This window comes from Klebsiella sp. 141203 (genome assembly GCF_032601985.1).
GTDB lineage: Bacteria > Pseudomonadota > Gammaproteobacteria > Enterobacterales > Enterobacteriaceae > Klebsiella > Klebsiella aerogenes.
This window is the reverse complement of the sequence record NZ_JAQIRL010000002.1, coordinates 784,136-808,084: the sequence shown is the minus strand read 5'-3', so window position 1 is coordinate 808,084 and position 23,949 is coordinate 784,136. Positions and strand designations below refer to the sequence as shown.

The following is a 23,949-nucleotide window of genomic DNA, read 5'->3' as shown; positions in this document are numbered from 1 at the left end:
CCGCCTTAAACGAAAAGGCGGTTTTTTGTTATTAGCAGCGACCTACGCGGGCAAGACGTCCCTTGCCTGTTTGCCACGCGTCACCAGTTTTCGCAGCGTCACGTAAAACACCGGCGTCAGGAACAAACCAAACAGCGTCACGCCGAGCATACCGGAGAATACCGTGATCCCAGTGACGCCGCGCACTTCCGCCCCCGCGCCGTGGCCAAGAATCAGCGGGATCGTCCCGGCAATAAAGGCAATCGAGGTCATGATAATCGGGCGTAAACGTAGGCGACAGGCTTCCAGCGCCGCTTCCATAATCCCTTTACCCTGAATTTCCAGTTCGCGGGCAAACTCGACAATCAGAATCGCGTTTTTACACGCCAGCCCCATCAGCACCACCAGCCCCACCTGCACAAATACGTTATTGTCGCCGCCGGTCAGCCAGACGCCAAACAGCGCGGAGAGCATGGTCATCGGGACGATAAGGATAACCGCCAGCGGTAGCGTCCAGCTTTCATACAACGCCGCCAGCACCAGGAACGCCAGCAGGACCGCGACCGGGAAGACGATCAGCGCCGTATTGCCCTGCGTGGCCTGCTGGAAGCTGAGATCCGTCCACTCAATATTCATCCCGTTCGGCAGTATCTGCTTAGACATGCCCGCCAGCTGCGTCATCGCCTGCGTGGACGAGAGCACGCGGGGATCGGCATCGCCAATCAAATCCGCCGCCGGATAGCCATTGTAGCGAATCACCGGATCCGGCCCGTAGGTGGTATTAATATTCACCATACTGCCAATCGGCACCATTTCGCCCTGATTATTGCGGGTGCGTAAATTAGCGATATCTTCCACGCTGTCGCGGAACGGCCCATCGGCCTGCGCCATCACGCGCCAGGTACGCCCAAACTGGTTAAAATCATTCACATACGATGACCCCAGATAGGTTTGCAGCGTACCGAAAAGGTCGGTCAACGACACGCCCTGCGCTTTCGCTTTATCACGATCGACCTGCACATCCAGCTGCGGCACGTTCGCCTGGTAGGTCGAGATAGGGAAATGCATTCCCGGCGTCTGCATAATTGAACCCGACATCGCGTTCACCGCGTTTTGCAACGCGCCATAACCCAGACCGGCGCGATCCTGAATATACAACGAATAGCCGGAACCCTGACCCAGTCCTAAAATCGGCGGCGGCAGAATCGAGAAACCAAAGCCCTGCTGAATTTGCGCGATTTTGGCGTTAATCTCGGCGTTAATTTCCGCAGCGGTATGTTTTCGCTGGTCGAACGGTTTCAGACCAAAAAAGACCGTCCCGGTATTCGGCGTATTGGTGAACTGCAGGGCATTAAGCCCCGGAAAGGCCACCGCATAATCCACGCCTTCGGTATTCATACCGATTTCGCTCATTTTGCGGATCACGGCGTCGGTGCGCGCCAGTGAAGAGCCTTCCGGCATTTTCACGCCGCCAATTAAATACAGTTTATCCTGCGTCGGAATAAATCCGCCGGGTACGACTTTAAACATCACGCCAGCCGCGCAGAGCAGCAGGACGTAGACCACAAACACCACGCCGCGTCGCCCGAGCGTTTTGCCCACCAGCCCCTGATAGCCGGTTGAGCTACGATGGAAAAAACGGTTAAACGGACGGAAAATCCAGCCGAACAAGCGATCGATAAGCCGGGTCGGGAAATCTTTCGCCGCACCGTGCGGTTTTAACAGCAGCGCAGCCAGCGCCGGCGAGAGCGTCAGCGAGTTGATGGCGGAGATCACCGTCGATATCGCAATCGTCACCGCAAACTGCTTGTAAAACTGCCCCGTTACCCCGGAGAGGAATGCCATCGGCACGAACACCGCGCACAACACCAGCGCGATAGCGATAATCGGCCCGGAGACTTCGCGCATCGCCTGATGCGCCGCCGCTAGCGGAGCCAGCCCCTCTTCAATGTTTCGTTCGACGTTTTCCACCACCACGATGGCATCATCCACGACGATACCGATCGCCAGTACCAGCCCGAACAGACTCAGGGTATTCAGCGAAAAGCCCAGCAGATAAAGAATGCTGAAGGTGCCCACCACCGATACCGGCACCGCAATCAGCGGAATAATCGACGCTCGCCACGTCTGCAGGAACAAAATCACCACCAGCACCACCAACACCACCGCTTCCAGCAGCGTTTGCACCACCGCGCGAATCGAATCGCGCACAAACACCGTCGGATCGTACGGCGCCGCCCATTTCATATCTTCCGGGAAACGGGTGGAGAGTTCGTTCATTTTAGCGCGAACGGCGTTAGACAAATCGATAGCATTCGCCCCTGGCGACTGGAAAATACCAATCCCGACTGCGTCTTTATTGTTAAGCTGGGAACGTAACGCATAGCTACCCGAGCCCATTTCGATACGCGCCACGTCGCGCAGGCGCACCAGCGAACCGTCTTGCGCCGTTTTCAGAATAATATTGCCAAACTCGTCTTCCGTGTGCAGACGCCCCTGGGCGTTAATAGAGATCAAAAAATCGCTCTCTTTCGGCAGCGGCTCGGCGCCCAGCTGACCGGCGGAAACCTGCACGTTTTGTTCCTGCATCGCCGTCACCACATCCGATGCGGTTAACCCGCGCGCCGCAACCTTATTGGGATCCAGCCAGATGCGCATCGCATATTCGCCCGAGCCAAATATCTGGATCTGGCCGACGCCGGGCAGACGCGCGAGTTCATCTTTGACTTTCAACGTGGCGTAGTTACGCATATACAGGGAATCGTACTTACCGCCGGGCGAAAACAGATGCACCACCAGCGTCAGCGTTGGTGATTGCTTCTGGGTGGTGATACCTAAACGCCGCACATCTTCCGGAAGACGCGCCTCGGCCTGAGATACCCGGTTTTGCACCTGAACCTGCGCCTGATCGGGATCGGTTCCCGGACGGAAAGTGACGGTAGTTACCAGTACGCCGTCAGAGCCTGCGACGGACTTCATGTACATCATATTTTCGACGCCGTTGATGGCTTCTTCCAATGGCGTCGCCACGGTCTCCGCAATCACTTTCGGGTTGGCGCCGGGATATTCCGCCCGCACCTGCACGCTGGGCGGTACGACGTCAGGATATTCGCTGACCGGCAATAGCGGAATGGCGATCAAGCCGGTGATAAAAATCAGAATCGACAGCACGGCGGCAAAAATCGGCCTGTCGATAAAAAAGCGGGAAAAGTCCATATGGCGGATTCTCAGATAAGGGATCAGTTGAGGGCGGCGCTGGTAGTCATGGCAACGTTCTTCGCGTTAACCGGCATCCCCGGCATAAACACTTTTTGTAAGCCATCGACGATAACTTTGTCGCCTGGGTTCAGCCCCTGCTTGACGATACGTAAACCGGCAGCCAGCCGCCCCGGCGCGATATCGCGACGCTGAGCTTTACCTTCTTTATCAACGATATAGACATATTTACGGTCCTGATCGGTCAGTACCGCTTTGTCGTCGATAAGCGTGGCTTTGAATTCAGCGCTGCCCGGCAAGCGGACGCGGGCAAAGAGTCCCGGCGTGAACAGACGCTGCGAATTGTCCAGCAGCGCGCGCATGCGGATCGTACCGGTGCTCGGCGTTAACTGATTATCCAGAAAATCCACTTTGCCCTGATGAGGGTAGCCCTCTTCGCCCACAAGGCCGATCTCAACCGGTAATGCCTGGTGGCTGCTGGAGGCCCCTTGCCCCCTGCGGGCAAGATTTTGATAGTGAAGATAGGTAGACTCATCCACGTCAAAGTAGACGTAAACCGTTTTCTGCGACACCAGCGTGGTAAGAACGCTGGCGGTATCGCCGGCGGTGACCAGATTACCGCTGGTGATCAACGCGCGGCTGGCGCGGCCGTCGATGGGCGCGGTCACTTTGGTGAAATCCAGATTAAGCTGCGCGGCATCAACCGCCGCCTGGGCGGCGCGAATATCCGCTTGCGCCTGGACCGCAGCGGAGCGGCGCTGCTCCCACTCTTCACGGGAAACCAGATTGGTATTGATTAATTTATCGGTGCGGTTTGCTTCACTTCGCGCCAGGCTGGCTTGCGTTTTCGCTCTCGCCAGGGTTGCCTGCGCCTGTTCCAGCGCCGCGCGATAGGTTCGATCGTCAATGGTGAATAACACCTCCCCCTTCTTCACCTCCTGACCGTCGGTGTAATTCACTTTATCAATGTAGCCAGAGACGCGGGGACGTAGCTGCACGCTTTCCACCGCCTCAATCCGGCCATTAAAGCTATCCCACTGACTAATGGATTTCGCCACCACCTCAGCGGCGCTGACGGCAGGCGCTTGCGGCGCGGCGTTTTGCGCGACGCCTTCATCGCAGCCGGCGAGCAGCGCCGAGAGTAGCACCATACCTACTGCAGTCAGATGACGTTTTCCCCAGGTTTTTTGCAGGCTCATTATTTTTATTCCGGTAATTGTCGCCGCCGGGCAAGACGCTGCGGGAGACGCCGCGCCACTTCCTTTGTCCGGGCAGGCTTGAGGCCATTTGTGTCGTTCATCGCCACAAAACTGTAACAGTTGCGAATACACTATCGCGGCGATTGTAGGAAGGCGCTTAACTAAGTGCAAGAATAATTGTTGCACTTTCTGTGCTATTCCTCTGGCTGTAGAAAGGCCTGTTTACGGCAAGGAATTAATTGCAACAATAAAACTTGCAATTAATGCCAAAACGAGCCACCTTTAAATGCAACAATTAAAGATGCTTTTATAATTACGTGGAGCGCAAGATGAATACTGCTGCGGTAATTCATGATCTACTCGATTGGATCGACAATAATCTCGAGAGCCGTCTGGATATCGAGACCGTTGCCAGGCGCGCGGGCTATTCGAAATGGCACCTGCAGCGGATCTTCAAGGAGCACACCGGTTACCCTCTCGCTGAATATATTCGCATGCATAAGCTGCAAAGATCGGTCGAGCGCTTAGCCAACAGCGACGAGCCCATTTTAAACGTAGCGATAGCGCTGGGTTTCGACTCCCAGCAATCTTTTAACCGCAGCTTCAAACGCCAGTATGGTCAGGCGCCCGGCGCCTGGCGACGAAGCGTCTCCGGCTCTCAAACGACGCCACTGCGCTTACCGTCGTGATAATCGTCTCCAGGGAATCGGTGAGCGAACGGTAGAAGCACCTATGTTTAGCAGCTATCAGGGCGTAGCGCCTACCGTTATGATTGGCCCATACCAAACAAACAAGGACGCGTTACCATGCTGAACAAATCGCCGTTGGTGTTGTTATTGTTCCCTTTACTGCTGGCAGGCTGTCATCATCCTCAGCCCACGCCGCGCGCGGCGGCGAGCGCCACCGAAGTAGACGACCTTTTCGCCAGCCTCCCTTCGGCGAAGCCATCAAGTCGGGCTACCTACGCGTATCAGATAATGACCGCCGTCAAAGCCAAAATGCCTGATTCCGTGGAGTATCCCGGGCAAACCTGTCGTATTCGTTTGTCGCTGCAGCGTGATGGCACCGTAAATTCCGCTACCGTGGAAAAGGGTGATGAAGAACTATGCAACACTGTTGTAGCCGCATTTATGCAAGCAGACATTCCCGCCGCGCCGGATGATGACGCTTATCAGACGTTTAAAAATACGAGTATCGATTTTAAAGCATAAGACTAGCGCTTTATTACCAGCAACACGGCATTCAACCGGCCGTCATCCGTAGTATATTAGAAGCAATCTCGGTTATCAGGTAATTGCAATGTCTTACTCCATCGGCGAATTTTCCCGTCTTTGCGGCATCAACGCAACCACGCTGCGGGCCTGGCAACGCCGGTACGGCCTGCTTAAACCCGAGCGCACCGATGGAGGCCACCGCCTCTATAACGATAACGATGTCCAGCTGGCGCTGAAAATTCTCGACTGGGTAAAAAAAGGTGTTCCCGTAAGCCAGGTCAAACCGCTGTTGACCCGCCCTGATAGCGGCCCAGGCAATAACTGGCTTGTCCTGCAGGACAACATGCTGCAGCGGCTGAAAGAGGGAAAAATCGAATCCCTGCGCCAGCTGATTTACGACGCCGGTCGGGAATATCCCCGCCCTGAGCTGGTTACCAACGTATTGCGCCCGTTACGCAGTAAGGTATCGGCTAATGTGCCGGCGATGCAGACCCTGCGTGAGATCCTCGACGGCATTATCATCTCCTACACCTCCTTTTGTCTTGAAGGCGATAAACGCGCGCCGGGCGATAACTATCTGATTACCGGCTGGCACCTGAGCGACCCATGTGAAATCTGGCTGGAAGCGCTCATGCGCACCGGACAAGGTCATCGCATTGATGTGCTGCCGATGCCGCCCACCGCGCTGGCCCCGGAAATATTCCCTCAACGCCGCTGGTTACTGGTGACCTCGGGCCAGCTCACCGCCGCACGACAGAGACAGATAGATGTCTGGCGCCAGCACGTTGTCTCGCTGGACGTTATCTCGCTGTAAAAAAGCTTTGCTCCTGTGCGCCATGTTCTCCGCTAAAAAAGCACACCAAAAACTTGGACAAAAAATCATGATTGTGTAAGTTTAATATATCGGGTCGAACGCTTTTGCGGGACGGCTCATCCAGTGAGAACAAAGCGAGGAGTACGCCATGAATAAGCAACCTGTCATTGGCATCAGCGGCTGTTTAACCGGCTCGTCCGTGCGCTTTGATGGCGGACATAAACGATCGCCATTTGCGATGGATGAACTGGCGTCGTGGGTAACCTTCAAACCCATTTGTCCGGAAATGGCCATCGGCCTGGGCTCTCCTCGACCGGCCCTGCGCCTGGTGCGGACCGACGCAGGTGAGATTCAGATGCGTTTTAGCAGCGAGCCGCACGACGATGTCACGGGCAAAATGAAGAATTTTACCGCCGGTTACCTGCCTGGGCTTGGCGAATTAGCGGGCTTTATCGTCTGTGCCAAATCACCGAGCTGCGGTATGGAACGCGTGCGCCTGTATGATGAAAAAGGCAACCGTGGGCGCAAAGAAGGTACCGGCCTGTTTACCCGCGCGTTGATGGAAGCCTATCCGTGGTTGCCGGTAGAAGAGGATGGACGACTGCACGACCCGCAGTTAAGAGAGAATTTTGTCGAGCGTCTTTTCGCCCTACATGAACTGAATACGCTGCGGGCCAATGGCCTGACCCGTCGGGCGTTAATGGATTTTCATAGCCGCTATAAACTGCAGTTGCTGGCGCATCATCAGGCCGGCTATCGCGAAATTGGCCCTTTCGTCGCCTCGATGCATCAATGGCAGGACCTGGATGCCTTTTTCGTGGCCTACCGCGATAAACTGATGGCGATCCTGAAAAATACCGCCTCCAGGAAAAACCACACCAATGTGCTGATGCATATTCAGGGCTATTTCCGCGAACGGTTGAATAGCCGTCAGCGCGGCGAGCTGCGTGACGTGATACTACATTATCGCGCGGGGCTGCTCCCTATTCTGGCGCCCCTGACGCTGCTTAAGCACTACCTGGCCGAATATCCCGACCGCTATCTGCAGACGCAGAACTATTTTGATCCCTACCCGCAGGATTTAGCCCTGCGTCTGGGCGTCAATTAGCAGCCAGGCTATGCGCATTACGACGAAGCGTAGCTACTTCTTCTTGTTCATCATGGCTTTTAAATCGGCAAAAGGATTGTAGGTGGCTTCACCGACATCCTTTTGCGCATCTTCACCGGCCACCACTCTTGTACCGTACTGGTCGGCCTCAGTGTACTTGGAATGCTCGTGATCGTGACAATACAGACACAATAGTTCCCAGTTGCTGCCATCTTCCGGGTTATTGGTATGATCGTGATCGATGTGATGTACCGTCAATTCACGCAGGTTGGAGTAGACAAACTCGCGCGAGCAGCGTCCGCAGACCCATGGATAAATTTTAAGCGCCTTCTCGCGATAGCCACTTTCCAGGCGGGCATAGTTTTTAGGGATCAAAGCCATGGCAGATGTTACCTGTGATAAAGAGATAATTTACGATAATAGCGCCAATATAGCGTAAAACGGAGCAGGAAAGGAAATCGATGCGCAGACGTGAGCAGTAGCTAAATCCCGGCGTGGCGCCGGGAAGAGGATTATTAATGGCTGGTCACTGCCGCCGCTGCGACCGGATGATCCGCTGAAGCGACAACCGTGGTACGCGCAACTGGGTGGCGACCGTTATCGCTGGTTGCCGCCGCCACCGCCACCGGATGGTCAGCCGAAGCGACAGCCGCGGTGCGCGCCACCGGATGGTTACCGTTATCGCCGGTTGCCGCCGCTACCGCCACCGGATGATCGGCTGAGGCTACGGCTGCGGTCCTTGCGACCGGATGGTAACCCGCGAAGGCAGAAATACTCGCTGATGCTAATACCAGGGTCAAAATAATCTTTTTCATAATATCACCTCTAATAATAACCTGGATAACCAGGCAAAATATGGCAATCGATAAAGCCAATGGATGATTTACCGTAGCAAGCGGCAGTGGGCATGAATAGCTCACTGTTATTTAATTATGGATAACCCGGTACAAAGCAAATAAAAACGGGAGCCCTTAGGCTCCCGTTTCGCATTAATCCAGAAAACCGGATTACATGTTTTTAATGATCGCGTCGCCAAACTCAGAGCATTTCAGCAGTTTAGCGCCTTCCATCAGACGTTCGAAGTCATAGGTCACGGTCTTAGCGGCGATAGCGCCTTCCATGCCTTTAACAATCAGGTCTGCAGCTTCGAACCACTGCATGTGACGCAGCATCATTTCTGCAGACAGGATGATGGAACCTGGGTTCACTTTATCCTGGCCGGCATATTTCGGCGCAGTACCATGGGTGGCTTCGAACAGCGCGCACTCGTCGCCAATGTTGGCGCCCGGCGCGATACCGATACCGCCAACCTGCGCCGCCAGGGCGTCAGAGATGTAGTCGCCGTTCAGGTTCATACAGGCGATAACATCGTATTCAGCCGGACGCAGCAGGATTTGCTGCAGGAACGCATCGGCGATCACGTCTTTAACCACGATCTCTTTGCCGGTGTTCGGGTTCTTGATTTTCACCCACGGGCCGCCGTCGATCAGCTCACCGCCGAACTCTTCGCGAGCCAGCTGGTAACCCCAGTCTTTGAACGCGCCTTCGGTGAACTTCATGATGTTGCCTTTGTGCACCAGGGTCACGGAATCACGATCGTTGGTGATCGCGTATTCGATAGCGGCGCGTACCAGGCGTTTGGTACCTTCTTCAGAGCACGGCTTGATGCCGATACCGCAATGTTCCGGGAAGCGAATTTTCTTCACGCCCATCTCATCGCGCAGGAATTTGATAACTTTGTCAGCTTCGGCAGAATCTGCTTTCCACTCGATACCCGCATAAATATCTTCGGAGTTTTCGCGGAAGATAACCATATCGGTCAGTTCCGGGTGTTTAACCGGGCTCGGGGTACCCTGATAGTAACGTACCGGGCGCAGGCAAACGTAGAGATCCAGCTCCTGACGCAGCGCCACGTTCAGAGAACGGATACCGCCGCCAACTGGCGTCGTCAGTGGACCTTTAATAGCAACGCGGTAATCACGAATCAGATCGAGGGTTTCAGCAGGCAGCCAGACATCCTGGCCGTAAACGTGGGTAGATTTTTCACCGGTGTAAACTTCCATCCAGGAAATTTTACGCTCGCCTTTATAGGCTTTCTCAACGGCGGCATCAACCACTTTCAGCATCGCTGGGGTAACGTCAACACCGATACCATCGCCTTCAATGAACGGGATAATCGGGTTATGAGGGACGTTCAGTTTGCCGTTTTGCAGGGTGATTTTCTGACCTTCCGCCGGAACTACTACTTTGCTTTCCATTAACCTCTCCTTCGAGCGCTTCTGGTTCTGCTCTTCCCTCTTCACGCGAGCCTGGTGTTGGCTTAGTCGGCCTACTCCTGAGTACCGGGTCGCCCCGCTAACCGGAGATTCGCGTCCGTGTTGCCTTCCTGCCTGTATTGCGAATCGGTTTGAGCAATTTTTTGTTAATAATTTGTAATGAGCATGTCAATACTACCTGAATGTTTGCGTCCATGAAAGGCATTCGTAATTAGGCTATAATGCGGCAATTGAGAGAGCCTGAAAATACCATGCAGAAAACTTCATTTAGAAAACATCGCGTTGAGCGATTCAGCACACAACAAGTGACCAGACAACGTAAAGAACGCCAGCTTAAAACTGTGATCTTGTTCAATAAACCCTACGATGTGTTGCCGCAATTTACCGACGAGTCCGGGCGCAGCACGCTGAAGGATTTTATTCCGGTCGCCGGCGTTTACGCCGCCGGTCGTCTTGACCGCGACAGCGAAGGTTTGCTGGTGCTGACCAACGATGGCGCGCTACAGGCAAAACTGACCCAGCCCGGTAAGCGCACCGGCAAGATTTATTACGTTCAGGTGGAAGGCGAACCTACAGAAGAAGCGATCCGCGCGCTGCGCGACGGAGTGACGCTAAACGATGGACCCACCCTACCCGCCGGCGTGGAGCTGGTGGATGAACCCGCCTGGCTTTGGCCGCGCAATCCGCCGATTCGCGAGCGTAAATCGATTCCCACTCGCTGGCTAAAAATTACCCTCTATGAGGGGCGCAACCGTCAGGTTCGTCGGATGACCGCCCATGTCGGTTTCCCGACGCTAAGGCTGATTCGCTACGCCATGGGCGGCTATACGCTTGATGGCTTAGCCAACGGCGAATGGCGCCAAACCGAATAACCGCATTCATAAGGAAGCTCGATGTTTAAACCGCACGTCACCGTCGCCTGCGTGGTTCACGCCAAAGGCAAATTCCTGATTGTTGAAGAGACGATTAACGGCAAAGCGCTATGGAACCAACCAGCTGGTCATCTTGAGGCCAATGAGACCCTGGCGCAGGCCGCCGAACGCGAACTGTGGGAAGAGACCGGTATTCGCGCCGCGCCGCAGCACTTCATCCGCATGCACCAGTGGCAAGCCCCGGATAATACGCCGTTCCTGCGCTTTCTGTTTGCCATTGAGCTTAACGATACGTGCGCTACTGAACCGCATGATAGCGACATCGACCGCTGTCTGTGGCTCAGTGCCGAGGAAATTCTTAACGCAAAAAACCTGCGCTCGCCGCTGGTGGCGGAAAGCATCCGCAGCTATCAGCAGGATCCGCGGCATCCGCTGTCGCTGATTGCGGAATTTAACTGGCCGTTCACAGGGGGTGCCTGAACGGTTGGCGCGTGCTAGAATACGCCGCCTTGAAGTTCAATGTGGTGAGTATTCCAATGTCAGAAAGTCCAAAAAAAGTGATCGTCGGCATGTCCGGCGGCGTCGATTCCTCTGTTTCCGCCTACCTTCTGCAACAGCAAGGGTATAAGGTGGAAGGCCTGTTCATGAAGAACTGGGAGGAAGACGACGGTGAGGAATACTGCACCGCCGCTGCCGACCTCGCCGACGCGCAAGCCGTCTGCGATAAGCTCGGTATTGAACTGCATACCGTCAACTTTGCCGCAGAATACTGGGATAACGTCTTCGAGCTGTTCCTCGAGGAGTATAAAGCAGGCCGTACGCCGAACCCGGATATCCTGTGCAACAAAGAGATCAAATTCAAAGCCTTCCTTGAGTTCGCCGCAGAAGACCTCGGCGCTGACTACATCGCCACCGGTCACTACGTGCGCCGCGCCGATGTCAACGGCAAAAGCCAACTGTTGCGCGGGCTCGACGGCAATAAAGACCAGAGCTATTTCCTCTACACCCTCAGCCACGAACAAATCGCGCAAAGTCTGTTCCCGGTCGGTGAGCTGGAAAAACCGCAGGTGCGTAAAATCGCCGAAGAGCTGGATCTTATCACCGCGAAGAAAAAAGACTCTACCGGCATCTGCTTTATCGGCGAGCGTAAGTTCCGCGACTTCCTGGGCCGCTACCTGCCTGCGCAGCCGGGCAAAATCATCACCGTCGACGGCGATGAGATAGGCGAACACCAGGGGCTGATGTATCACACCCTCGGCCAGCGTAAAGGGCTCGGCATCGGCGGCACCAAAGAAGGTAGCGAAGATCCGTGGTACGTGGTCGATAAAGACGTGGAAAACAACGTGCTGATCGTCGCCCAGGGTCACGATCACCCGCGTCTGATGTCCGTCGGCCTGATTGCCCAGCAGTTACACTGGGTCGATCGTCAGCCGCTGCAGGGCACCCTTCGCTGCACGGTGAAAACCCGCTACCGCCAGACCGACATCCCCTGCACCGTGAAGGCGCTGGATGACGACCGCATCGAGGTTATCTTTGATGAACCCGTCGCCGCCGTGACGCCGGGACAGTCGGCTGTTTTCTATAGCGGCGAAGTGTGTCTCGGCGGCGGAATTATCGAACAGCGCCTGCCGCTGGCGTCTTGATCGACCATTTTCCGCCGGATGCCTGATTAACGCCCGGCGGGTTACAAGGAGTAAGCGTGGCGAAGAATTATTATGACATCACTCTGGCGTTGGCGGGCGTATGCCAGGCGGCGCGGCTGGTTCAGCAACTGGCGCATCAGGGGCATTGCGACAGCGACGCCCTGCACGTTTCGCTGAACAGCATCATCGATCTCGACCCGGATTCAACGCTGGCGGTATTCGGTGGGAGTGAAGCCAATCTTCGTCTCGGGCTTGAGACTCTGCTCGGCGTGCTGAATACCAGCAGCCGTCAGGGCCTTAACGCGGAACTCACCCGCTACACATTAAGCCTGATGGTGCTGGAACGTAAACTCGCCGCCAGCAAAGGGGCGATGGATACCCTCGGCAACCGCATCGGCGGCCTGCGCCGTCAGTTAGAACATTTTGATCTACAATCTGAAACGCTGCTCAGCGCGATGGCCGGCATTTACGTTGACGTCATCAGCCCGCTGGGGCCTCGCATTCAGGTCACAGGTTCCCCTGCCGTGCTGCAAAGCCCGCAGGTTCAGGCGAAGGTACGCTCTACCCTACTCGCCGGCATTCGTTCCGCCGTGCTCTGGCATCAGGTTGGCGGCGGACGTCTGCAGCTCATGTTTTCTCGCAATCGTCTGGTTAACCAGGCAAAACAAATTCTTGCTCATTTAACCCCGGAGTTATGATTTATGGAATTATCCTCACTGACCGCCGTTTCCCCCGTAGACGGCCGCTACGGCGATAAAGTCAGCGCGCTGCGCGGTATCTTCAGCGAATTCGGTTTGCTGAAATTCCGTGTACAGGTAGAAGTCCGCTGGCTGCAAAAACTGGCCGCGCACGCAGCGATCAAGGAAGTTCCTGCTTTTGCTGCCGACGCAAACGGTTTCCTTGATAAAATCGTTGCCGACTTCAGCGTAGAGGACGCGGAGCGTATCAAAACCATCGAACGCACCACCAACCACGACGTGAAAGCGGTAGAATATTTCCTCAAGGAAAAAGTCGCCGATATCGCCGAACTGCACGCGGTGTCAGAGTTCATTCACTTCGCCTGTACTTCTGAAGACATCAACAACCTGTCGCACGCGCTGATGCTGAAAACCGCCCGTGACGAAGTGGTGCTGCCGTACTGGCGCAAGCTGATTGACGCGATTAAAGATCTGGCGACCCAATACCGTGACGTGCCGCTGCTTTCTCGTACCCACGGTCAACCGGCGACCCCGTCCACCATGGGCAAAGAGATGGCCAACGTCGCCTACCGTATGGAGCGCCAGTACCGTCAGCTGAACCAGGTGGAAATCCTCGGTAAAATCAACGGCGCGGTCGGTAACTACAACGCCCACATCGCCGCCTACCCGGAAGTTGACTGGCATCAGTTCAGTGAAGAGTTTGTGACCTCGCTGGGAATTCAGTGGAACCCGTACACCACCCAGATCGAGCCGCACGACTACATCGCCGAGCTGTTTGATTGTATGGCGCGCTTCAATACTATCCTGATCGATTTCGATCGCGATGTGTGGGGCTACATTGCGCTCAACCACTTCAAACAGAAAACCATCGCGGGCGAAATCGGCTCTTCAACCATGCCGCATAAAGTGAACCCGATTGACTTCGAAAACTCCGAAGGCAACCTCGGCCTGGCGAACGCCGTCATGCAGCACCTGGCCAGCAAACTCCCGGTTTCCCGCTGGCAGCGCGACCTGACCGACTCCACCGTGCTGCGTAACCTCGGCGTGGGCATCGGCTATGCGCTGATCGCTTACCAATCCACCCTGAAAGGCGTGAGCAAACTGGAGCTGAACCAGGATCGTCTGCTGGACGAACTGGATCACAACTGGGAAGTGCTGGCTGAGCCGATCCAGACCGTCATGCGCCGCTACGGTATCGAAAAACCGTACGAGAAGCTGAAAGAGCTGACCCGCGGTAAGCGCGTCGACGCCGAAGGCATGCAGCAGTTCATCGACGGCCTGCCGCTGCCGGAAGCAGAAAAAATCCGCCTGAAGGCGATGACCCCGGCTAACTACATCGGTCGGGCGACCACCATGGTCGACGAGCTGAAGTAACCAGCCTGACTCAGGTAGCATGGGCAATCTCTTCGCACATGCTACCTGGCAATCACGACTTTCCACGCAGAAACACGCTCTCTCCCGCCTGGTTTAAATAATGTTTACCCCCAGCGCCACATAATCGCGTTAAACTATTCAAATCGTAAATGAAATGGAGAATGGGCATGCGCGTACTCGTCGTTGAGGATAATGCTCTGCTGCGCCATCACCTCAAGGTCCAGCTACAGGAACTGGGGCATCAGGTGGATGCCGCGGAAGATGCAAAGGAAGCAGATTACTACCTGGGCGAGCATATCCCGGATGTCGCCATCGTTGACCTTGGCCTGCCGGATGAAGACGGCCTGTCGCTGATCCGCCGCTGGCGTAGTCACGACGTATCGGTACCGGTACTGGTGCTGACTGCCCGTGAAGGCTGGCAGGATAAAGTCGAGGTGCTGAGCGCCGGCGCCGATGACTACGTCACCAAACCCTTCCATATCGAAGAGGTCGCCGCCCGCATGCAGGCGTTGCTGCGTCGCAATAGCGGCCTGGCCTCGCAGGTTATCTCGATCCCGCCGTTCCAGGTAGATTTATCCCGCCGCGAGTTGTCGGTCAATGACCAGCCGATTAAGCTCACCGCCTTTGAGTACACCATCATGGAAACGCTGATCCGTAACCGCGGCAAAGTGGTGAGCAAAGATTCGCTGATGCTACAGCTCTACCCTGATGCCGAACTCCGCGAAAGCCACACCATCGATGTGCTGATGGGGCGGCTGCGCAAAAAAATCCAGGCGCAATATCCGCAGGACGTGATCACCACCGTGCGCGGTCAGGGCTACTTATTCGAACTGCGCGGATGAAAGGCGTGTTGCGACATATCCTTCCGCTTTCTCTGCGCGTCCGCTTTCTGCTGGCGACCGCCGCCGTAGTGCTGATCCTGTCTCTGGCCTACGGCATGGTTGCGCTGGTAGGCTACAGCGTAAGCTTCGATAAAACCACCTTCCGCCTGCTGCGCGGCGAGAGCAACCTGTTCTATATGCTGGCGAAGTGGGAAAATAACCATATCGATGTCGATATCCCCGAACACCTGAACATGCAGAGCCCGACGGTGACGCTGATTTACGATGCCAAAGGCAAACTGCTGTGGGCGCAGCATGACGTCCCCTGGCTGGTGAAGCGAATCCAACCTGAATGGCTGAAGAGCAACGGCTTCCATGAAATCGAAGCCGATGTTGGCAGCAGTAGTCTGCTGCTGCGCAATAATGATGAAATTCGCGAGCAGCTTGACGCCATCCGCGAGGAAGATGACTCCTCGGAGATGACCCACTCGGTGGCGATTAATCTCTATCCGGCCACCGCGAAGATGCCGCAATTAAGCATTGTGGTGGTCGACACCATTCCGGTGGAGCTAAAACGCTCTTACATGGTGTGGAGCTGGTTTATCTACGTGCTGGCGGCCAACCTGTTGCTGGTCATCCCGCTGCTGTGGCTTGCCGCCTGGTGGAGTTTACGCCCTATCGAATCACTGGCGAAAGAGGTCCGCGAGCTGGAAGAACATCATCGTGAGAGGCTCGATTCTCACACCACTCGTGAACTTACCGGCCTGGTCAGTAACCTCAATCGCCTGCTAAAAAGCGAACGTGACCGCTACGACAAATACCGAACCACCCTCACTGACTTAACCCACAGCCTGAAAACACCGCTGGCGGTGCTGCAAAGCACCCTACGTTCGCTGCGCGGCGAGAAAATTAGCGTCAGCGAAGCGGAGCCGGTGATGCTGGAGCAGATTAGCCGCATATCGCAGCAAATCGGCTACTATCTGCACCGCGCCAGCATGCGCAGCGGCAATGCGCTTCTCAGCCGCGAACTACACCCGATCGCCCCACTGCTGGATAGCCTGACCTCTGCTTTAAATAAGGTCTACCAGCGTAAAGGGGTTAACATCACGCTGGATATTTCGCCGGAGATAAGCTTTGTCGGCGAGCAGAACGACTTTATGGAAGTGATGGGCAACGTGCTCGATAACGCCTGCAAGTATTGTCTGGAGTTTGTCGAAGTCTCGGTACGCCAGACCAACGACAACCAGTTGCATATTCTGGTGGAGGATGACGGTCCCGGAATTCCCCGCAACCAGCGCACGGCGGTGTTCGATCGCGGCCAGCGCGCCGATACGTTGCGTCCGGGTCAGGGGGTAGGCCTGTCTGTCGCCCGCGATATCGTTGAACAGTACGATGGCGATATCCTGACCGGCGACAGCCTGCTCGGCGGCGCCTGCATGGAAGTTATCTTTGGCCGCCAGCTTCCTGATGATAAAGAGAGCTAACGCAACAGTTTTTTAACGGCGCCTGCATCGCCGCGGCGCCGCATCCGTTATAATCCCAGACAGACACCTGCTGTGGAATATAAATATGGACTATCAATTAACGCTAAACTGGCCCGACTTTATCGAACGCTACTGGCAAAAACGCCCGGTAGTGTTAAAGCGCGGCTTCGCCAATTTCATCGACCCAATCAGCCCGGATGAACTGGCCGGCCTGGCCATGGAGAGCGAGGTCGACAGCCGTCTGGTGAGTCATCAGGACGGAAAATGGCAGGTCAGCCATGGTCCATTTGAAAGCTACGATCATCTTAGCGAAAACAACTGGTCGCTGCTGGTGCAAGCGGTGAACAACTGGCACGAGCCGACGGCGGCATTGATGCACCCCTTCCGCGCTCTGCCGGACTGGCGTATCGACGACCTGATGATCTCTTTCTCCGTCCCCGGCGGCGGCGTGGGCCCGCACCTTGATCAATACGACGTGTTTATCATTCAGGGTACCGGTCGCCGGCGCTGGCGCGTGGGCGAAAAGGTGCCGATGAAGCAGCATTGCCCGCATCCGGATCTGCTGCAGGTTGATCCGTTTGAAGCCATCATCGATGAAGAGATGGAACCTGGCGATATTCTCTACATTCCGCCAGGATTCCCGCATGAAGGCTATTCGCTGGAAAATTCGCTTAACTATTCGGTCGGCTATCGTGCGCCGAATGCCCGCGAGCTGTTCAGCGGCTTTGCTGACTATATTTTGCAACGAGAGCTGGGCAGCCAGCGCTATGCCGACCCGGACGTGCCATCCCGCGACCATCCGGCCGATATTCTTCCGGTTGAACTGGATCGCCTGCGTGAGATGATGCTGGGGCTGATTAACCAACCTGAGCACTTTAAGCAGTGGTTTGGCGAGTTCATTACCCAATCCCGCCACGAACTTGACGTGGCGCCGCCGGAGCCGCCTTATCAGCCGGACGAAATTTACGATGCGCTGCAGCAGGGCGATAAGCTCGCCCGCCTTGGCGGCCTGCGCGTGCTGCGGATCGATGGTGAAGTGTTCGTCAACGGCGAAAAAATAGACTCTCCGCACCGCCCGGCGCTTGACGCGCTGGCAACGCATCTGTCGCTACGCGCCGAACATTTCGGCGATGCGCTGGAAGACCCGTCGTTCCTCGCCATGCTGGCGGCGCTGGTCAACAGCGGCTATTGGTTCTTCGAGGACTGAGTCGGCACCCTGCCCGGTGGCGCTGCGCTTACCGGGCCGACAAATGGCATCGGTACCGTAGGCCGGATAAGGCGTAGCCGCCATCCGGCATATTACCGCCGCTCTCCGGCATCTATTTTGACCGTATCCCCAGCCTAATCCTCAGGATATAACCCTTTCCTCACATCGCGGTGGAACGTTGAATATGGCCAATCCCTCACGCATCCAACAAGCCGATGTTTCACTGGATTGATATAAACGTAATCCATATGGCGCCGATAATCTTCATCATTACGGATGGTATGTTCCCAAAAACGCGGCTGCCAGATCTGGTTTTGCGCTAACGCACGCGTAAAAGACTTTTTAATCTCCCGCCAACGAGCGGAATAATCGGAATCACCCTCCGGTAACGTCCAGATACAGTGCATATGTTCAGGTAACACAACCCAACTGTTAATCTGAAAAGGTCTTTTACGTTTAGCACAGGCTATCGCGGCACGAAGATGATCAATATGTCGTGTCAGCAGATCGCTGTGGCGGTTTTGCAGGTTTACGGTGAAGAACCAGCAGCCGCCGGGGATTTAACTACGGCGATAATTTGACATCAGAGGTTCCCTCCTCTTCAGCTTAGATGGACTCTTTTTGCCCGGTGGCGGCTCACGCCTTACCGGGCCTACAGGACCGGGATCTGGGTTTAACGTTTTGCCGTCAGCTCCGCAATCCGCACAATCACCCGCACGGCTTTTTCCATACCCTCCAGAGTGACAAACTCGTGCTTACCGTGATAGTTATAGCCGCCGGTAAACAGATTCGGGCACGGTAACCCCATGAAAGAGAGTTGGGCGCCGTCGGTACCGCCGCGGATTGGCTTTATCTGCGGCTCGATATCGCAGTCCACCATCGCCTGACGCGCGATGTCCACTACGTGCGGATGGGCAATCACCTTCTCATGCATGTTGTAATAACTATCTTCGATCACCAGTTCGATGTAGCAATCCGGATGTAGCCCTTTACCGACCTTTTTGGCGATCTCCATCATTTTGCGTTTGCGCGCTTCAAACTGCTTGCGATCGAAATCACGCAAAATGTAGTGCATCTCCGCCCGATCAACGCTGCCCTTGATACTGGTCAGGTGATAAAAGCCCTCATAACCGTCGGTGGTTTCCGGTGCCTCACTGGCCGGCACTTCGGCGTGAATACGCGCCGCCAATGATAAAGCGTTAACCATCACCCCTTTCGCGGTGCCGGGATGCACATTATTGCCAACAATTTTAATGGTCACCGAGGCGGCATTGAAATTTTCAAATTCCAGCTCACCGACCCCGCCGCCATCAACGGTGTACGCCCAGCGGGCATCAAACGCGGCGACGTCAAAGTGCTTCGCGCCTTTGCCGACTTCTTCATCCGGCGTAAAGGCGACGCGAATATCGCCGTGAGGAATCTTTTTCGCCTGCAGCGTCGCCAGCGCCGTCATGATCTCTGCGATGCCCGCTTTATCGTCGGCGCCGAGCAGCGTTTTACCGTCGGTGGTAATAAGCGTCTGGCCTAACAGTTGATGCAGAACCGGGAACATCACCGGCGACAACACTTCATCGCCGATGCCGAGGGCGATATCGCCGCCGCGGTAGTTTTCGACAATTTGCGGATTCACGTTCTTACCGCTGAAATCCGGCGAGGTATCAACGTGGGAAATAAAACCGATGGCCGGGATTTCGCCTGCGACGTTGGCCGGCAGCGTCCCCATCACCGTGCCCTTTTCACTTAGCGTCACGTTGACCAGCCCCATCTCTTCCAACTGGCTCTGCAGCAAACGCAGCAGCTTCCACTGCCCTTCGGTACTGGGAACCTGACGCACGCCAGGCTTCGATTGCGTATCTAAAGAAACATACTGCAGAAAACGCTCAAGCAATTTATCCATGTGGCCACCCTCTTTTTTTGTGACAACATTATCAATAAGGGCGAAAAGACAAATATTGCGTCAGGTCATTTTTAGCCCGTAAACCAAAATTTAATACATTTACGTGCATTATGTGTAAAGGTGATACACCGCGGTACAACAATGATTGGCGATTACAATCGTTTGCCGTAAAATGCTGGCCCTTATTAATTATGTGCAACCCCAAAGGTGGTTAATCACAAACCCCGCAGCGATCCCTTTTCCGTTGCGTCTACATGGGACAGAGTCAAAAATTGAATATACAACCGCGTTCGCTTTCTCCGCTGGTACAACTGGCGGGAATTCGCAAAAGCTTTGATGGTAAGACCGTTATCTCCGATCTCAACTTAACCATCAATAATGGTGAATTTCTCACCCTGCTTGGCCCCTCTGGCTGCGGTAAAACAACCGTTCTTCGTCTAATCGCTGGTCTGGAAAGCGTCGATATCGGACGTATCCACCTGGAAGACCAGGATATTACCCATGTCCCGGCGGAAAACCGCCACGTCAATACCGTATTCCAAAGCTATGCGCTTTTCCCGCACATGACCGTGTTCGAAAACGTCGCCTTCGGCCTGCGGATGCAGAAAACCCCGGCGGCAGAAATCACCCCGCGGGTGGTGGACGCATTGAAAATGGTACAGCTCGAAGAGTTTGCCCAGCGTAAGCCTCACCAGCTCTCCGGCGGCCAGCAGCAGCGCGTCGCCATCGCCCGGGCGGTGGTCAACAAACCGCGTCTGCTGCTGCTTGATGAATCCCTCTCGGCGCTCGACTACAAGCTGCGTAAGCAGATGCAGAACGAACTCAAAGCGCTACAGCGCAAGCTGGGCATCACTTTTGTTTTCGTCACCCATGACCAGGAAGAAGCCCTGACCATGTCCGACCGCATTGTGGTGATGCGCGATGGCAAAATCGAGCAGGACGGTACCCCGCGTGAAATCTACGAAGAGCCGAAGAATCTTTTCGTCGCCAGTTTTATCGGCGAAATCAACATTTTCAGCGCGACCGTTATTGAACGCCTGGATGAACAGCGCGTACGCGCCTGCGTCGAAGGCCGCGAGTGCAATATCTATGTCAACTTCGCCGTTGAAAAAGGGCAACAGTTGAACGTTCTGCTGCGCCCGGAAGATCTCCGCGTTGATGAAATTCATCACGGCAGCGAAGCGGATGGCCTTATCGGTTACGTGCGCGAACGCAACTACAAGGGGATGACCCTTGAGTCAGTTGTTGAGCTGGAAAACGGCAAGATGGTTATGGTCAGCGAATTCTTCAATGAAGACGATCCGGACTTTGACCACTCACTCGACCAGAAAATGGCGATTAACTGGGTAGAAAGCTGGGAGGTTGTGCTGGCCGATGAAGAACACCAGTAAATTCCAGAATGTGGTGATCGCCACTATCGTGGGTTGGCTTGTGCTGTTCGTTTTTTTGCCCAACCTGATGATCATCACCACCAGCTTCCTGACCCGCGACGATGCGAACTTCGTCAAAATGGTCTTCACGCTGGATAACTACTCGCGGCTGCTGGATCCGCTCTATTACGATGTGCTGCTGCACTCGTTGAATATGGCGCTGCTGGCGACCCTCGCCTGCCTGGCGTTGGGCTACCCGTTCGCGTGGTTCCTGGCGCGCTTGCCGCAAAAGGTACGCCCGCTGCTGCTGTTCCTGCTTATCGTCCCGTTCTGGACGAATTCGCTGATCCGCATCTATGGGCTGAAGATTTTCCTCAGTACCAAAGGCTATCTGAACGAGTTCCTGCTGTGGTTAGGGATTATCGATACGCCGGTACGCATTATGTACACGCCGTCAGCGGTAATTATCGGCCTGGTCTATATTTTGCTGCCGTTTATGGTGATGCCGCTCTACTCCAGCATTGAGAAACTGGATCGCCCGCTGCTGGAGGCGGCAAAAGATCTCGGCGCCAGCAAGCTGCAGACTTTTATCCGCATCATTATTCCACTGACCATGCCGGGAATTATCGCCGGCTGTCTGCTGGTGATGCTGCCGGCAATGGGGCTCTTTTACGTCTCAGACCTGATGGGCGGCGCCAAAAATCTGCTGATCGGCAACGTTATCAAGAGTCAGTTCCTTAATATCCGCGACTGGCCATTCGGCGCGGCAACCAGTATTACCTTAACGCTGGTGATGGGGCTGATGTTGTTGATTTACTGGCGCGCGGCGCGCCTGCTGAATAAAAAGGTGGAGCTGGAATGATCGGTCGACTGCTGCGCGGCGGCTTTATGACCGCCATTTACGCGTATCTCTACATCCCTATTATTATTCTGATCGTTAACTCGTTTAACCGTTCACGCTTTGGTATCAACTGGCAAGGCTTCACCACCGACTGGTATAGCCTGTTGATGAATAACGATAGCCTACTGCAGGCCGCCCAGCACTCGCTGACCATGGCGGTGCTGTCGGCAACCTTCGCCACGCTTATCGGCTCACTCACCGCCGTGGCGCTGTATCGCTACCGTTTTCGCGGTAAACCGTTCGTCAGCGGAATGCTTTTCGTCGTGATGATGTCGCCGGATATCGTGATGGCTATCTCCCTGCTGGTGCTGTTTATGCTGATCGGTATTCAGCTGGGCTTCTGGTCGCTGCTGTTTTCGCATATCACCTTCTGTCTGCCATTCGTGGTAGTGACCGTGTTCTCTCGCCTGAAAGGCTTTGATGTGCGCATGCTGGAAGCGGCGAAAGATCTCGGCGCCAGCGAGATGACCATCCTGCGCAAAATCATCCTGCCGCTGGCACTGCCGGCGGTAGCGGCCGGGTGGCTATTGAGCTTTACCCTGTCGATGGATGACGTGGTGGTCTCTTCGTTCGTTACGGGTCCGGGTTATGAAATCCTGCCGCTGAAGATCTACTCCATGGTGAAGGTCGGCGTTTCACCAGAAGTGAACGCGCTGGCGACGATTCTGTTGGTTCTTTCGCTGGTGATGGTTATCGCCAGTCAGTTAATTGCACGTGATAAAACTCAGGGGACGTTAAAATGAAAAAATGGTCACGCCACCTGCTCGCTGCGGGCGCTCTGGCTTTGGGCATGGGCGCCGCGCAGGCGGACGATAGCAAAACGCTCTACTTCTATAACTGGACCGAATACGTGCCGCCAGGCCTGCTGGAACAGTTCACCAAAGAGACCGGTATCAAGGTGATCTATTCGACCTACGAGTCGAATGAAACCATGTACGCCAAGCTCAAAACCTATAAAGACGGCGCTTACGATCTGGTGGTGCCATCAACCTATTTCGTCGACAAAATGCGCAAAGAAGGCATGCTGCAAAAGATTGACAAGAGCAAGCTGAGTAACTTCAGCAACCTCGATCCGCAGATGCTGAACAAACCTTTCGACCCGAATAACGACTACTCGATTCCCTACATCTGGGGCGCGACGGCAATCGGCGTCAATAGCGATGCTATCGACCCGAAAACCGTAACCAGCTGGGCCGACCTGTGGAAACCGGAATATAAAAGCAGCCTGCTGCTGACCGATGACGCCCGCGAGGTGTTCCAGATGGCGCTGCGCAAACTGGGCTATTCCGGCAACACCACCGATCCAAAAGAGATTGAAGCGGCTTATAACGAGCTGAAAAAGCTGATGCCAAACGTCGCGGCGTTCAATTCCGATAACCCGGCAAACCCGTATATGGAAGGTGAAGTGAACCTTGGCATGGTCTGGAACGGTTCCGCTTATGTCGCGCGTCAGGCTGGCACCCCGCTGGAAGTGATTTGGCCAAAAGAAGGCGGCATTTTCTGGATGGATAGCCTGTCGATTCCGGCGAATGCCAAAAACGTTGACGGCGCGCTTAAGTTGATTAACTTCCTGCTGCGCCCTGATGTCGCGAAACAGGTAGCCGAAACTATCGGTTATCCGACGCCAAACCTGGCCGCGCGCAAAATGCTCAGCCCGGAAGTCGCCAACGATAAATCGCTGTATCCGGATGCCGCCACTATCGAAAAAGGCGAATGGCAAAATGACGTCGGCAGCGCCAGCGCCATTTATGAAGAGTATTACCAGAAGTTGAAAGCCGGTCGCTAATTGTAATACTATGCTGGATAGCGCGATGTTATCCAGCATATAAAAAATTAATATATTCACTGTCAATCACCCGCGAAAACACAGGCTTAT

At 55.0% G+C, this 23,949-nt stretch carries 23 protein-coding genes; 16 read left to right on the top strand and 7 right to left on the bottom strand.

The features are described 5' to 3' along the window. Window positions 1-42 precede the first annotated feature (42 nt). Together oqxB and PGR29_RS11515 are read right to left on the bottom strand one after the other, a co-directional pair. Window positions 43-3,195, bottom strand: coding sequence for a multidrug efflux RND transporter permease subunit OqxB (gene oqxB / locus PGR29_RS11520; RefSeq protein ID WP_316424554.1), 3,153 nt, complete (start codon window positions 3,193-3,195; stop codon window positions 43-45). A 23-nt stretch (window positions 3,196-3,218) separates the two neighbouring features. Further along, window positions 3,219-4,394, bottom strand: coding sequence for an efflux RND transporter periplasmic adaptor subunit (locus PGR29_RS11515; RefSeq protein WP_316424553.1), 1,176 nt, complete (start codon window positions 4,392-4,394; stop codon window positions 3,219-3,221). A 329-nt stretch (window positions 4,395-4,723) separates the two neighbouring features. Here PGR29_RS11515 and PGR29_RS11510 point away from each other — a divergent pair, with 329 nt between their 5' ends. From PGR29_RS11510 to PGR29_RS11495, 4 genes are all read left to right on the top strand, one after another. Beyond that, the gene (locus PGR29_RS11510) at window positions 4,724-5,083 is read left to right on the top strand and encodes a helix-turn-helix domain-containing protein (protein WP_087857968.1); all 360 of its coding nucleotides are present in this window, start codon (window positions 4,724-4,726) and stop codon (window positions 5,081-5,083) included. A 117-nt stretch (window positions 5,084-5,200) separates the two neighbouring features. After that, on the top strand, window positions 5,201-5,605 hold the full coding sequence (tolA, locus tag PGR29_RS11505) for a cell envelope integrity protein TolA (RefSeq protein ID WP_271031897.1): 405 nt from the start codon (window positions 5,201-5,203) through the stop codon (window positions 5,603-5,605). Between the two features lie 88 nt (window positions 5,606-5,693). Further along, window positions 5,694-6,422, top strand: coding sequence for a MerR family transcriptional regulator (locus PGR29_RS11500; RefSeq protein ID WP_316424552.1), 729 nt, complete (start codon window positions 5,694-5,696; stop codon window positions 6,420-6,422). A gap of 148 nt (window positions 6,423-6,570) precedes the next feature. Continuing rightward, on the top strand, window positions 6,571-7,530 hold the full coding sequence (locus PGR29_RS11495; RefSeq protein ID WP_316424551.1) for a YbgA family protein: 960 nt from the start codon (window positions 6,571-6,573) through the stop codon (window positions 7,528-7,530). 33 nt (window positions 7,531-7,563) lie between these two features. On the opposite strand, the gene yajD is transcribed toward PGR29_RS11495, so the two are convergent. The 3 genes from yajD to icd all read right to left on the bottom strand — a co-directional run bounded on the left by yajD (window position 7,564) and on the right by icd (window position 9,788). Then, a complete protein-coding gene (yajD, locus tag PGR29_RS11490) occupies window positions 7,564-7,911 on the bottom strand; it encodes an HNH nuclease YajD (RefSeq protein WP_015367133.1) in 348 nt (115 codons plus the stop codon). 134 nt (window positions 7,912-8,045) lie between these two features. Then, entirely contained in the window at window positions 8,046-8,345 is a 300-nt protein-coding gene (locus PGR29_RS11485; RefSeq protein ID WP_113374181.1) for a hypothetical protein, read from the bottom strand. 192 nt (window positions 8,346-8,537) lie between these two features. Next, a complete protein-coding gene (gene icd, locus PGR29_RS11480) occupies window positions 8,538-9,788 on the bottom strand; it encodes an NADP-dependent isocitrate dehydrogenase (RefSeq protein WP_015705065.1) in 1,251 nt (416 codons plus the stop codon). A 239-nt stretch (window positions 9,789-10,027) separates the two neighbouring features. On the opposite strand from icd, the gene rluE reads away from it, so the two are divergent. The 8 genes from rluE (at window position 10,028) to PGR29_RS11440 (ending at window position 17,905) form a co-directional block, all read left to right on the top strand. Continuing rightward, the gene (gene rluE / locus PGR29_RS11475) at window positions 10,028-10,678 is read left to right on the top strand and encodes a 23S rRNA pseudouridine(2457) synthase RluE (RefSeq protein WP_045393759.1); all 651 of its coding nucleotides are present in this window, start codon (window positions 10,028-10,030) and stop codon (window positions 10,676-10,678) included. Between the two features lie 21 nt (window positions 10,679-10,699). Next, window positions 10,700-11,158: an NUDIX hydrolase gene (locus PGR29_RS11470; RefSeq protein ID WP_015367142.1), complete on the top strand. Its 459-nt coding sequence runs from the start codon at window positions 10,700-10,702 to the stop codon at window positions 11,156-11,158. A 56-nt stretch (window positions 11,159-11,214) separates the two neighbouring features. Beyond that, complete coding sequence (mnmA, locus tag PGR29_RS11465) at window positions 11,215-12,321, top strand: tRNA 2-thiouridine(34) synthase MnmA (RefSeq protein WP_015367143.1); 1,107 nt, start codon at window positions 11,215-11,217, stop codon at window positions 12,319-12,321. A 56-nt stretch (window positions 12,322-12,377) separates the two neighbouring features. After that, on the top strand, window positions 12,378-13,019 hold the full coding sequence (gene hflD, locus PGR29_RS11460; protein ID WP_015367144.1) for a high frequency lysogenization protein HflD: 642 nt from the start codon (window positions 12,378-12,380) through the stop codon (window positions 13,017-13,019). A gap of 3 nt (window positions 13,020-13,022) precedes the next feature. Beyond that, window positions 13,023-14,393 carry an adenylosuccinate lyase gene (purB, locus tag PGR29_RS11455; RefSeq protein WP_015367145.1) on the top strand — a complete coding sequence of 457 codons (1,371 nt, stop codon included), beginning with the start codon at window positions 13,023-13,025 and terminating at the stop codon, window positions 14,391-14,393. A 167-nt stretch (window positions 14,394-14,560) separates the two neighbouring features. Continuing rightward, window positions 14,561-15,235, top strand: coding sequence for a two-component system response regulator PhoP (gene phoP / locus PGR29_RS11450; protein ID WP_087857974.1), 675 nt, complete (start codon window positions 14,561-14,563; stop codon window positions 15,233-15,235). Beyond that, entirely contained in the window at window positions 15,232-16,698 is a 1,467-nt protein-coding gene (gene phoQ / locus PGR29_RS11445; RefSeq protein WP_087857975.1) for a two-component system sensor histidine kinase PhoQ, read from the top strand. The genes phoP and phoQ overlap by 4 nt, the downstream gene beginning before the upstream one ends. Window positions 16,699-16,783: 85 nt before the next feature. Further along, complete coding sequence (locus PGR29_RS11440) at window positions 16,784-17,905, top strand: cupin domain-containing protein (RefSeq protein WP_015367148.1); 1,122 nt, start codon at window positions 16,784-16,786, stop codon at window positions 17,903-17,905. A 134-nt stretch (window positions 17,906-18,039) separates the two neighbouring features. On the opposite strand, the gene PGR29_RS11435 is transcribed toward PGR29_RS11440, so the two are convergent. Together PGR29_RS11435 and pepT are read right to left on the bottom strand one after the other, a co-directional pair. Beyond that, window positions 18,040-18,465: an REP-associated tyrosine transposase gene (locus PGR29_RS11435; RefSeq protein WP_316424651.1), complete on the bottom strand. Its 426-nt coding sequence runs from the start codon at window positions 18,463-18,465 to the stop codon at window positions 18,040-18,042. Window positions 18,466-18,578: 113 nt separating this feature from the next. Next, on the bottom strand, window positions 18,579-19,802 hold the full coding sequence (gene pepT / locus PGR29_RS11430) for a peptidase T (RefSeq protein ID WP_316424550.1): 1,224 nt from the start codon (window positions 19,800-19,802) through the stop codon (window positions 18,579-18,581). Window positions 19,803-20,056: 254 nt separating this feature from the next. Here pepT and potA point away from each other — a divergent pair, with 254 nt between their 5' ends. From potA to potD, 4 genes are read left to right on the top strand one after another with little or no spacing between them, the layout of a single operon-like run. Further along, a complete protein-coding gene (potA, locus tag PGR29_RS11425) occupies window positions 20,057-21,193 on the top strand; it encodes a spermidine/putrescine ABC transporter ATP-binding protein PotA (protein WP_316424549.1) in 1,137 nt (378 codons plus the stop codon). Continuing rightward, window positions 21,177-22,034, top strand: coding sequence for a spermidine/putrescine ABC transporter permease PotB (gene potB / locus PGR29_RS11420; protein ID WP_316424548.1), 858 nt, complete (start codon window positions 21,177-21,179; stop codon window positions 22,032-22,034). Before potA ends, potB begins: the two co-directional genes overlap by 17 nt. Further along, entirely contained in the window at window positions 22,031-22,816 is a 786-nt protein-coding gene (gene potC / locus PGR29_RS11415; RefSeq protein ID WP_012968557.1) for a spermidine/putrescine ABC transporter permease PotC, read from the top strand. The genes potB and potC overlap by 4 nt, the downstream gene beginning before the upstream one ends. Further along, a complete protein-coding gene (gene potD, locus PGR29_RS11410) occupies window positions 22,813-23,859 on the top strand; it encodes a spermidine/putrescine ABC transporter substrate-binding protein PotD (protein ID WP_020079135.1) in 1,047 nt (348 codons plus the stop codon). Before potC ends, potD begins: the two co-directional genes overlap by 4 nt. Window positions 23,860-23,949: the final 90 nt, after the last annotated feature.

Coding starts and splice junctions, on each gene's coding strand:
- oqxB (WP_316424554.1), bottom strand. CDS start 3,195: ATGGACTTTTCCCGCTTTTTTATCGACAGGCCGATTTTTGCCGCCGTG.
- PGR29_RS11515 (WP_316424553.1), bottom strand. CDS start 4,394: ATGAGCCTGCAAAAAACCTGGGGAAAACGTCATCTGACTGCAGTAGGT.
- PGR29_RS11510 (WP_087857968.1), top strand. CDS start 4,724: ATGAATACTGCTGCGGTAATTCATGATCTACTCGATTGGATCGACAAT.
- tolA (WP_271031897.1), top strand. CDS start 5,201: ATGCTGAACAAATCGCCGTTGGTGTTGTTATTGTTCCCTTTACTGCTG.
- PGR29_RS11500 (WP_316424552.1), top strand. CDS start 5,694: ATGTCTTACTCCATCGGCGAATTTTCCCGTCTTTGCGGCATCAACGCA.
- PGR29_RS11495 (WP_316424551.1), top strand. CDS start 6,571: ATGAATAAGCAACCTGTCATTGGCATCAGCGGCTGTTTAACCGGCTCG.
- yajD (WP_015367133.1), bottom strand. CDS start 7,911: ATGGCTTTGATCCCTAAAAACTATGCCCGCCTGGAAAGTGGCTATCGC.
- PGR29_RS11485 (WP_113374181.1), bottom strand. CDS start 8,345: ATGAAAAAGATTATTTTGACCCTGGTATTAGCATCAGCGAGTATTTCT.
- icd (WP_015705065.1), bottom strand. CDS start 9,788: ATGGAAAGCAAAGTAGTAGTTCCGGCGGAAGGTCAGAAAATCACCCTG.
- rluE (WP_045393759.1), top strand. CDS start 10,028: ATGCGGCAATTGAGAGAGCCTGAAAATACCATGCAGAAAACTTCATTT.
- PGR29_RS11470 (WP_015367142.1), top strand. CDS start 10,700: ATGTTTAAACCGCACGTCACCGTCGCCTGCGTGGTTCACGCCAAAGGC.
- mnmA (WP_015367143.1), top strand. CDS start 11,215: ATGTCAGAAAGTCCAAAAAAAGTGATCGTCGGCATGTCCGGCGGCGTC.
- purB (WP_015367145.1), top strand. CDS start 13,023: ATGGAATTATCCTCACTGACCGCCGTTTCCCCCGTAGACGGCCGCTAC.
- phoP (WP_087857974.1), top strand. CDS start 14,561: ATGCGCGTACTCGTCGTTGAGGATAATGCTCTGCTGCGCCATCACCTC.
- phoQ (WP_087857975.1), top strand. CDS start 15,232: ATGAAAGGCGTGTTGCGACATATCCTTCCGCTTTCTCTGCGCGTCCGC.
- PGR29_RS11440 (WP_015367148.1), top strand. CDS start 16,784: ATGGACTATCAATTAACGCTAAACTGGCCCGACTTTATCGAACGCTAC.
- pepT (WP_316424550.1), bottom strand. CDS start 19,802: ATGGATAAATTGCTTGAGCGTTTTCTGCAGTATGTTTCTTTAGATACG.
- potA (WP_316424549.1), top strand. CDS start 20,057: ATGGGACAGAGTCAAAAATTGAATATACAACCGCGTTCGCTTTCTCCG.
- potB (WP_316424548.1), top strand. CDS start 21,177: ATGAAGAACACCAGTAAATTCCAGAATGTGGTGATCGCCACTATCGTG.
- potC (WP_012968557.1), top strand. CDS start 22,031: ATGATCGGTCGACTGCTGCGCGGCGGCTTTATGACCGCCATTTACGCG.
- potD (WP_020079135.1), top strand. CDS start 22,813: ATGAAAAAATGGTCACGCCACCTGCTCGCTGCGGGCGCTCTGGCTTTG.